At 36.1% G+C, this 10,659-nt stretch carries 9 protein-coding genes; 5 read left to right on the top strand and 4 right to left on the bottom strand.

Annotated elements, in window-relative coordinates:
• Positions 1–272: 272 nt before the first annotated feature.
• From C9J34_RS19530 to C9J34_RS19510, 5 genes are all read left to right on the top strand, one after another.
• Positions 273–746, top strand: coding sequence for a GNAT family N-acetyltransferase (locus tag C9J34_RS19530; RefSeq protein ID WP_107841851.1), 474 nt, complete (start codon positions 273–275; stop codon positions 744–746).
• A 21-nt stretch (positions 747–767) separates the two neighbouring features.
• Positions 768–941 carry a YjfB family protein gene (locus C9J34_RS19525; RefSeq protein WP_107841850.1) on the top strand — a complete coding sequence of 58 codons (174 nt, stop codon included), beginning with the start codon at positions 768–770 and terminating at the stop codon, positions 939–941.
• Between the two features lie 62 nt (positions 942–1,003).
• Positions 1,004–2,671: a hypothetical protein gene (locus C9J34_RS19520; RefSeq protein ID WP_107841849.1), complete on the top strand. Its 1,668-nt coding sequence runs from the start codon at positions 1,004–1,006 to the stop codon at positions 2,669–2,671.
• 77 nt (positions 2,672–2,748) lie between these two features.
• Positions 2,749–4,182, top strand: coding sequence for an S-layer homology domain-containing protein (locus C9J34_RS19515; RefSeq protein ID WP_107841848.1), 1,434 nt, complete (start codon positions 2,749–2,751; stop codon positions 4,180–4,182).
• 21 nt (positions 4,183–4,203) lie between these two features.
• Positions 4,204–7,182 (top strand): vWA domain-containing protein, encoded by a 2,979-nt coding sequence (locus C9J34_RS19510; RefSeq protein WP_107841847.1) that lies wholly within the window; start codon positions 4,204–4,206, stop codon positions 7,180–7,182.
• A 175-nt stretch (positions 7,183–7,357) separates the two neighbouring features.
• Here the strand turns inward: C9J34_RS19510 and C9J34_RS19505 are convergent, their stop codons facing one another.
• The 4 genes from C9J34_RS19505 to C9J34_RS19490 form a co-directional block, all read right to left on the bottom strand.
• Entirely contained in the window at positions 7,358–7,762 is a 405-nt protein-coding gene (locus tag C9J34_RS19505; RefSeq protein WP_107841846.1) for a membrane lipoprotein lipid attachment site-containing protein, read from the bottom strand.
• Positions 7,763–7,857: 95 nt separating this feature from the next.
• The gene (locus C9J34_RS19500; protein WP_107841845.1) at positions 7,858–8,175 is read right to left on the bottom strand and encodes a hypothetical protein; all 318 of its coding nucleotides are present in this window, start codon (positions 8,173–8,175) and stop codon (positions 7,858–7,860) included.
• 6 nt (positions 8,176–8,181) lie between these two features.
• Positions 8,182–8,586 carry a hypothetical protein gene (locus tag C9J34_RS19495; protein ID WP_107841844.1) on the bottom strand — a complete coding sequence of 135 codons (405 nt, stop codon included), beginning with the start codon at positions 8,584–8,586 and terminating at the stop codon, positions 8,182–8,184.
• 945 nt (positions 8,587–9,531) lie between these two features.
• Entirely contained in the window at positions 9,532–10,200 is a 669-nt protein-coding gene (locus C9J34_RS19490) for an ABC transporter ATP-binding protein (protein ID WP_107841843.1), read from the bottom strand.
• Between the last annotated feature and the right edge of the window lie 459 nt (positions 10,201–10,659).

Genomic DNA, 10,659 nt, shown 5'->3' with positions numbered 1-10,659 from the left:
TTAGTTTAAAGTGAGCGGTTTTGACTTGTCTACTTTAATGGGAGTATATCATGTTTGTTGGGCGAATCACTACTTTCGAACTAGAGAAAAACAAAAACTAAATTCGTTCAGCTAACAATCAATGAGGGGAAAAAACTTTCACTGATTACATAAAATATTCGCCAGATAGCACCAAATTGCCCAATGATTGAAACCTTATTTTATGTTAAAATGAAAAGAAAATACTAGAAAACTCATGTTTTTAGCCGATGAAATAGAGTAGGGGGATAACCATGTCTACAATGAAAATAACAGAAGATAACAGGTTGCGAGTAGTTGACTTTTTTCAAGAACATTGGGGTAGCTCAGAAATGGTGATTTCATCAGGTACATACGTTTGTAGCGAACTGGACGGTTTTATATTTGAGGAAAACAATCGAATTTTAGGGCTAGTAACATATGTCTTTCATGAAAAAGAAGTTGAGGTTATTTCATTAGACAGTATTGTCGAGGGAAAAGGAATTGGATCACATTTAATGAAAGAGGTAGAGCGCTTCGTCCAGCAGCAGGGCATATCGACGATTTCGTTAGTTACAACAAATGATAATTTGAACGCGCTGAAATTTTACCAAAAGCGTGGCTATACAATAGATGCTGTATTTCCCAATGCTGTTGAAAAGGCGAGAGCTATGAAACCGAGTATTCCTTTCGTTGGGAATGATGGGATACCCATTCGTGATGAAATTCGTTTAGTGAAAAATCTATAAAACATAAAGGAGGTCAATCCAATGGATATCGCAGCATTAGCAATGAATATGAAGCAAACACAATTAATGCAACAAGTATCAATCGCTGTAACGAAGCAAGCCATGGAATTTCAAGAGCAAAGCACTGAGCAACTATTAGAAGTAATCGATGCGCCGCACCCAAGCTTAGGGCATTCAATCGATATTTCTGTATAAAGCCGTCCATTGCACTTAATGGACAATACATAGGAAATTTGCAACAAAGAGGAGGAAGTGCATTGTTTAAAAAAGCAGCAACAATCTTGGTGACATTTGCCGTGTTATTTACTTTAATTTTACCTAATCAGCAAGTGGAAGCATCAACAACATATACATTTATTTCAGCGACATATGATGAAACAGTTGCGAAAGATGGCACTGTAACAAAAGTATTGAATGGTGTGACATTGCAAAATAGTCGAGGCAATCGCAGTACATTTAATATGGATAATAGTGCAAAGCTTTATATTAACAATACGATGACAACAATTGATGGCTTTAAATCAGGCATGGAGGTAACGGTAAAGGTAAACTTGCGCCGCGTAACTGAAATGCGTGGAACTTCGGCTGTTGAACAAGGAACGATTGCACCAAACAGTAGGCAACAGTATGGAATCGTAACAAAAATTGATCCAAACGGCTTGTTTGTAACGATTAAAATGGATGGTGCAAAAGAGCAGGACTACTACGTTAACAAAAATACGAGATTTATCAAGGGCTCTTCTACGCATGATTTAAGTGCATTATATGAAGGGGACCGTGTAAAAGTGAAATTTTCAGCACCTTCCACTTCCATTATTTCTGAAATGGAAATTATCGTGACAGGTGTGCAAGTAGAAAATATTTATAAAGCAAAGCTGCAAACAGTTAATACATCAGCGAATACATTTGTAGTACAAAATGCGCATGCCTTTAAAAATTGGCTATTTGGAACTTCTGAAAAAGCAGCTATGAACAATTTCTCATTTGAGAATAACACGTCAATTTATGTTGGCAATGAAAAAATTACGAAAAATCAGTTAAGAAACTATCAAAATAGTGAGCTTTATTACGTGACAACGAAGCAATTTGGCAAAGAAGTAGTGAAAAAGGTTGTTGTGTTACAAAATAATGAGCGCACGTATTATGAGCCATTAACAGCGGTGAACACATCATTAAACTTCTTACAATTAGGCTATGCAGGTCAGCTATATATGCATGAAGGCTCCATTTTAATTCGCAATGGCCGTCTAGTAGAGCCATCTACATTAGCAGCATATGGCTCGGCATATGTAGTGACAGATGGCGCGACAAGCAGTCGTTTCGCACATGTTGTCAATATTACCAATGATAGCATGACATCGCCAAACTTAGCACAGCAAGGCTTGTATTTTGGCCAGCTTGAGTTTGTAGATATGGACAATTATTTAGTTGAGCTAGATGAGCTGGAAAAAATCGAAAATAATTACTGGGTATCTCAATCGGCTACTACTTTCGCTTACAGCAATAGCTCGCATATGGTATCAAATGTACGCAACGGTGTTATTTCAGTTGTGCCAAATATGGATTTAATTGAGCATGAAGGTGCTTATGGTTACTTCTATGTAAAAGATGGACATATTCAAGCATTGCATGTGCTGACTTCATCACAGAAAAAATCAGAGCTTGTGTTAACAGGTCGAATCCAAGATTTCCGTACATTGACAAGCAATGGGCAAGAAACGCGCTTAATGAACGTAAAAGATGTGAGTCAATGGTTGAATGGTGAATGGATTGATAATGGTTCTTTAACAAATGTCATGCTTGATCGAGCGACGATTATTAAAAATGGTCGAGCAATTAAAGCATCAGAGCTAAAGGCATCAGATCGTGTTGTACTATTTACAAATGCCCAATTTGATGCACATATTATTTTAGTGAATGAGTAAGATTGAAAATCCAAATAGAGGAGGAGCTGTTCACTTGTGGAACAGCCTCCTCGTTATTTAATGAAGGAGTGTAGAGTATGAAACAGCGTCAATGGTTAGTCACAATCGTCTCCTTATTGCTATTTGCAGTTGTTTTTTCTTCAGGAAAGGCCAATGCAAGTACGATTGATTTAAACGGTGGAGTTAAAAATGAAAATACATATGAAGAGTATATATTTTTAACGGGCGTACCTATAAAATTCACAGGTACGAATAAAAATGTTGTTGTATCCGTAGCAGAAAAAAAGGGGCAATTGACAGAGACGTATAAGCTGACGTTAACAGGGGCTAGCGGTGAAAAATTAACTCGTCAATTTACCTATGTATATGACGTAACAAATTATGATCAAATTGGACAAAGCACAGCAACAGGGGAAGTAACAAAATATACGGAAAAAATAACAATTGGCAATAAAACGTATACGCTAACAGACTACCAATTTTCCAAAAGTGCTATAACAGATAAACGTCCAGCATCTGATTATTTTTCAGGGAATGCGATGGCACGTAAAACATATTCGGTAAAGAGTGGACGAAATACGGATGAAGTGACGATCCATATTGATAGCCGCAATGAAGGTTATGAAAACTTCTGGGGGGCAACGGAAACACAAATTACAGAGTATGAAATGGTATTTGAGGATGGTTCAATTGGTACGGTGAAAAATCGTGTTTCTTCGTCAAAATCTCGTACATTAAACTATGAAGAAAATGCCTCTTCTTTATCGAGCTTTTATGGTGGCTATGTTGTCAATAGTACAGCTGATATTATTTCTGAATATGACTACAAACTGCCAAAAAAATCTGGCACAGTATCATTAAATTTAAAAATGATGCCACGTATTGAGCGATTAATCGTACCGAAATTTAGAGATTTATCAAGCCATCAAGCGAAGGATGCGATTGAAAAATTATATTCTTTAGGCATTTTAGAGGATCAATCGAATTTCTTCTCACCAAATACGCCAATGCAGCGCTATGATTTTACAGTTGCGATTGGAAAGGCAATCGATTTACGTGTACTTGAAGAAAGTACAAAAGGCAAAAAAACACCGCCAAGTATTTTCAATGATGTGAAACGTACAACGAAAGATTACGGTTATTTAGCTTCTGCTGTGAATAAAGGGGTGGTGACGGGTGTAACACCTTCAAGTTTTGATCCCAATGGCTATTTAACGCGTCAACAAGCTGCCGCCATTTTAGTACGTGCACTTGGATTGGAAGGGAAAGCACCAGACCCAGGATTTAAAACTAATTACCGCGATGATGCACAAATTACGGACTATGCACGTGATGCGGTATACGTTGTATCAGAGCTAGGTTTAATGACGGGCGACTCTGTAACAGGCAACTTTAACCCGAAGCAAAATTTAACACGTGCACAAGCATCACTTATTATGCTACGTTTCCTTGAATATTTGGAAAATGATTTAAAACAAAATTATCGCGATGATATTTTATTCTTTGACTAAGAAGGAGGCTATATAAATAGCATGAAAAAAATATGGATAACAGTATTGTGTTCAGTATTATTGCTTGCATCATGGCTTCCATTTACAGCGCCAGTAAACGCTGCAACAACAATTTCAGATGTTGAAAAAAACAGCGATAAATATACGGCGGCACAATGGGCAGTCGAGCAAGGTCTTGTGCAGCTTTCAGGTAGTAGATTTCAACCGAATGTAACAGTCAGTGAGCAAGAGATGCTAGCAATGATTGCGCAACTCGATAAAAATTATCACTTTAGCTATACAAGCGACATGATTTACACGTATTATGCTGACTTGAATTTGCCGATTTATGGAGCAAACAATGCGAGTCGACGCACTGCAAATGCTACAAGAGGACAGTTTGCACGTCTTTATGCCGCAATGAATAGCCTTGATTTATCGGAAGTTCAAGCGGTGCAGTATTTGTATACACATGAAATTACAAAAGGTACAACAGGCAAAAAAACATTTGATGATTATGCTGCTACAAAAGCAATTACACGTGGCGACCTTGTTACATTCTTGTATCGTGCAGCGAAAAGTGGCGGCATTGCGATTGAAGGCTTACGCGCGGCTCCAACAGGTAAAGATGATAGCAAGGTAACATTACCATTAAATTTCGTCAGCTCTAATGGGACAGTAGAGCTAAATCCACCTTCAGATAAGAAGGAAAATGATAAGTCCAACAATCCAAGCGCCTTTAAAGCGGTACAAAGCATCAATTTATCTACAGAAGAATTAGTAGCGAATGGTTTAGATGCGGCAGCAATCCAAATTTTATTAAAGGATAGCTATGGCAATGATATTTCGTATGATACAACATTGCAGTTTAAAGTCACATCAAAGGTTGGCGCACGTATTGTGGAATCACCGCCAACAACAGGCTCAAAGCCAGAGAAAAATGCAGGAAGTAGCACGACAACTATTTTCACAGATGGTGGCGAGCTGAATGCTTATATTATTGCGCCAGTATTAACAAAGTCTGAAAAAGATATCATTACGTTTGAGCTTGTGAACAATGATGAGACAAAATTTGCAAGCTATCGTAATCAACAAATTGAAGTAGAGCTACGCTACGTGCCGAAAGCTGAAGTACGTATCTCCTATGAAGTATATGATCCAGATCAACCAAATGGTGGGGGAAATATTACACCAGGTCCAAAGCCGTTACCAGCATTACCAGTAGGAAAACCGATTGATGGTAGTACGACGGTACAAACTGTACCATTCACACCAAATGGTATTATTGAAATCCGTGATTATGACCCAGACGAAATAACATTTGAGGGAGTAAAGTGGGAAAATTATACGAACACATCAGGGCAAATTGTCAATGGTCGTGTGCGAGATGATGCAATTCAATATGAAAATGCAGAACTTCGTATCGATAATCAGCTTATTTCTGTCTGGTTATTTGAGCAAATTTTAGAGCGTATGATTTACGGAGATGAGCAAGGACGCGGTGGTTTTGGTAAGGTAAACGTCTACTATTCAATTAATAGTGAAGGTCGAGCAGTTTATAATTTACAAGATGTAATGGATGAAAGCTTTACAAGCCAATTCGAATCAAAAATTCATGCATTAATCGTTCATTTATTAACGTATTTCCCAAGAAATACAAATGATTTAACGATGATTCATTATGATAGTGTAAAAGCAGTAAAAGCAATTTTTGATTCGTTAAGTAGAGCGGATCAAGACTATTTAGCGAAAAATTATAAAGATACTGTCGGTAATTTAAGTGGTTATAATGCGAAGGTAGATAGCTTGAAGGAAAGTCAGGCGATTGTTGAGCGTCCAGAGGGAATGGAGCGCTATACGAAAGTGATTGTCAATATAGTAGCACCAGGTGGGCGTGTCATTACAGACTATAAAGGAACAGCAGAAATTGAATTTAATGGACAGCGTAAAGTCGTTTCATTCAATACAAATACGACGGACTACAATAAAGGAACAGGTTATGCTGGTTCGGCCGTTGCTTATTTTGACTCTATCGTGTATGGTTCATCAACTGCAACAGCGTCATTAATTTCTTCAAATATTGACCCACGTTATCGTGATATGTTTAGAGAATTAATTGGCACACCAGTAAAGCAAAAAATCTTTACAAACTATAAATTTACACAAAATAAATGTACGCTTATCACAGAAATTGCCTTTGTTGTCGACCAATCAAGTTCGATGCGCAAACAAGATCCGAATAATTTTACAGCGGAAAAAACAAAGCAATTAATCCGTCAAATTGGTTCAAATAATAATATTGTTGTGCCGTTTGCAGCAAACCCAGGTTCTGTTGTAAAAGGGACAGCATCAAATATTGCCAATATGGAAGGCTTTATATCCTACGATAAGCTGTCTTCACGTAATACGAATGCAGCACAAGCTGTACAAACAGCGCTTAATAACTATACAACAAACGATAATGTAGCCAAGTCGATGGTGCTCATTACAGATGGAAAAACATCGAATGCACAAGTGGAACGCATTATCGATAGTGCGAAAAAAGCAAAAGTAAAAATTCATACAATCGCTGTTGGCCCAGCAAAGGATGTCAACACAGCCGTTTTGAAAAAAATTGCTTCTGAAACAGGTGGCCAAAGCTACCATGCGACAGATGTGGAACGTCTGCATAGCGCATATCAAGCAGTAATCGATGCGATTTTATGTCAAACATTCGTATCAGATGCAAGCTGTGATACAAGTGCTGGCTTATTCAATATAGCAAAAGTGGACATTACACGTTCAACAGTCATTATGACAGCAGAATTAAATGAAAACTGTACAAATGTTGCATCGATGCAAGTACGCTTTAGCTCTGTGAATGGCGATGTCAACTATGACTTAATTGATCGCGGACAAAATGTTTACAAAGTAAGTCAAGCAATCCGTAAATTTAATCGTTTTGATTTATATAACGAAGTCATCTTCCGTGCCTTCGACCAAAATGGTAATTTAATTGCTGATAAAGAAGTGAAGCTATAAAAATAGGGTGCCAAACAGGATATAGCTGTTATTGATAGCTTGACTTTCAGCACAATTAACATGTTGCATAAAGAAGGTAATAAAAAAGTCGATTTCACAACAAGCAATTTTGGTGTGTAAATCGACTTTTGATTTTAACTATAGAATTGAAAGCAATAGTGCCTAATTAGCCTCTTTATTCTTTACTGTATTCCGCTGTAAAATACTCTATACCTTGAGAATCTTTGATGATTCTTTCACCTATTTTTTCGAATTCAAACTGTACTATATTAGGTATAGATACGATATATTTAGAGCCATCCGTCGTAATCTTGGCATTTTCATATATTTGTAGGAAATGTTCACCTTCTTGTATACCAAGGCTTTCTAAAAACAAATCAATATCACTTAATTTTTTACTGCCACTTTCATTGCGCGGACCACTCATCATCAAACCTTCTTCAGTTAAAGCCATTGATTGCCCAGCGTTATTCTGAAATCCAGAGTTTTTAAAGTCATCTACATATGCTACTAAATCATCATTAGATGTACAAGCAGATAATAGCAAAATAGTGAATAAAAAGACGAGTAATTTTTTCATCCAATCCACCTCCAGTTTATCTTTATAAACTTATTGATCATACAGAAAAAGCTTTTGAGCAAAAATCACCAAATGAATAAGGACTGAAGTTAGTGCTAATTTTTTTCATGCGCTCTAGTTGGTGCTGGGTAACCCCCTTTAGAAACATAACCTGTATAAAATCCATGATATAAAGAGTCCTTATCACGATAGTAAGTATCTAAAGTTAAGTAACCAGCATATGTTCCATCATTATATAAATATGTTTGTGGGGGTAGAGCGAATTTCTTAGGTATAATAACCTCTATTGTTACATATTTTCTTGCAGTTGATGCAGGTTCAATAGTAGCAGCATTGGCTACAGGGCTATAATAAGGTGTTGTGAAAGATATAGTTAAAGAAAATAATAAATATATTAAAAAATGTTTTTTCATTATTTATCACTCCTTGTCGTAAGCTTGCATATTTTGAGTTTTTGTAGGATGTACTATAGGGTAATTAGTATTATACACATATCCAGAATACATAGCATAAGAACCATTTAAAGTACGCTCAAAAGATAAGTAACCTTCTAAGTTTGTTTGATGCATAGTACGGGTGACAAAAATCCATGGTGGTGGTCCTGTTGGATGAAGAAGTGGGCTAACAAAATATTTATGTTCTATCCATACCTTTGTTAAAGTAGGGCTTGCTGTAATAACATCTTCATTTGTTTCTTGCGGCTGGAGAAGGATATCGTGATATTCTTCTCCTTGGTTTGCAAATGCAGATAAAGAGCCTGTTAGAAGAAAGAGTATAGTTATTGTGAAATATGCAACTAAAATTCTGTTAATGGATTTATTCATAACTCTAAGAACCCACCTTTCAAGTAATTTTATAGAAAATACTGTATACCTAGGATGTTTCTAGGGTAACATAAGGCTTCCTTTTTCACACCGCCAATATACCGCCAGCATACCGACATGATTTTGTCGTTATACTTCATTTTAATTTTATTAATTGTTTATGTATGTATAATCGCTAAGCTTTATTGCTTCTTATCACGTATTGCTATGCTAATAATGATTTCGATACCATTTCATCCACATGCTCACTTGTGATTCGTTTTTAACCGCCATATTTCTCGATGATTTCCTTTGTTGTTAATTCCCCTACTAACTTTTCCTTGGCGATTATCTATTTCATCTCTACTGGATAACTAACTCTTATTCCCGTAGAAAAACACCTTTACATTGATTTGATAAGGTACATTATCAAATTAACGCAAGGTGCTTTATGTTGTCTGATGAAATTAGGTTAGTCCAAATTAATAGGGGGCTTATCATTTCACAATAGCCTGTTTGTATGGGCCCCTTTATCGCTTAGTCGTAGTCTTTTCTTAATTGTGTAATCCATAGTTGTCCATACCAACAATTATATTCAATAGTAGAATATTAACCTCTCTTTACCAGCAATAGCTGTCGAGCAACTAATAGCCTTTTATTAATTGTTAAAGAGGTGTTATGTAAAATATCTATTTGACCTGATGGATGTTTGAAGGATTTACTAAGATTCTGAATTTCAATCATATTGTTCACCTCAGTTGTGAGATTGGTGTTAAAAATATAGGGTTTTTTTAAATCATAAGTAGCTGTTGGAGAACGTAGGCTATTGCCTTCGTTCTCCACAGATTCACTTTCATGTTAATAAATATACAATTTTACAGGGCCATTTGCATAACCAGTTCCACCATTTGTCACACTTAGGCTAGTACCTCATGTGCGTGAACTTAAGCCACTTAAATTTATACGTCATTTTAATTTTATTAATTGTTTATCAATTAGTTTGTATGTATAATCGCTAAGCCTCGTTGCTTCTTCATCACGTGTTACCATGATGATTGTTTGCCCCTGTGCTCGATAAAAGGATAATAAATTTAATAATTCATTGCGGCTTTCTACATTTAAATTGCCTGTTGGCTCGTCACAAATAAGTATGCTAGGGTTGCCTAGAAGAGCTCGAGCAATCGCTACACGATGTTTTTCTTCGGATGATAGATCTTCAGGAAAGCGTTCAAATAATTCAGGATCAATGCCAACTTGCTCTAATAACGTTATCGCTTTTGGGTATAGTGTTTTTTTCGGCTCATCATGAATAAACGGCAAAATCACATTGTCTACTATGGAATAATGTGATAAGAACTTAAAGTTTTGATAGACAAAGCCAATATGCTTTCGACGGTAATTGCCTCTAGCTTTATCACTTAACTGATAAAGTTCAATATCATCATACAGTACTTCTCCTGTAGTTGGTGGTAGTAGCCCAGCAATACAGCCTAAAAATATTGTTTTCCCTGCACCAGAAGGGCCAAGAATTGTGTACCATTGTCCTTTTTCAATCGTTAAAGAAATATTATGTAAAATATCAATTTGACCTGTTGAATGTGTGAAAGATTTACTAAGATTACGAATTTCGATCATGATGCTCACCTCGATTGGATTAGGATGTTAGTTCAGTCAAGTAGGCATTAATCCAAAGTGAATAGATGATTCTTCTCTGGATTATCCGTACTTTATTTGAGTTAGTATAGTTCTGCTAGGTTTAAAATATATGGAGGTGCTTTAATTCTTCACTGTACTCTTGTGTATAATATTCTACTTCTTGAGAGTGTTTCATCATTATGTTCTAATTTTTTCTTCAAACTGTACAATATCATTAAGAAATACAATCTACTTTGAGCTTTCTATAGAGATTTTAGCATTCTCATAAATTTGTCAGAGTTTTCACCTTCTTGTATAGTAAGAGTCTCTAAAATAAATCAATATCACTACTTATTTTGCTGTCACTTTAGCTTCGCTGACTAAATTCCTCATTTGTTAAAGCGATTAATTTTACCCTATTGTTATATAAATATATTTTCATGGTAAAGCAAATGACTG

The organism is Metasolibacillus meyeri, assembly GCF_003049505.1.
GTDB lineage: Bacteria > Bacillota > Bacilli > Bacillales_A > Planococcaceae > Metasolibacillus > Metasolibacillus meyeri.
This window is presented reverse-complemented; position numbering and strand designations above follow the sequence as displayed.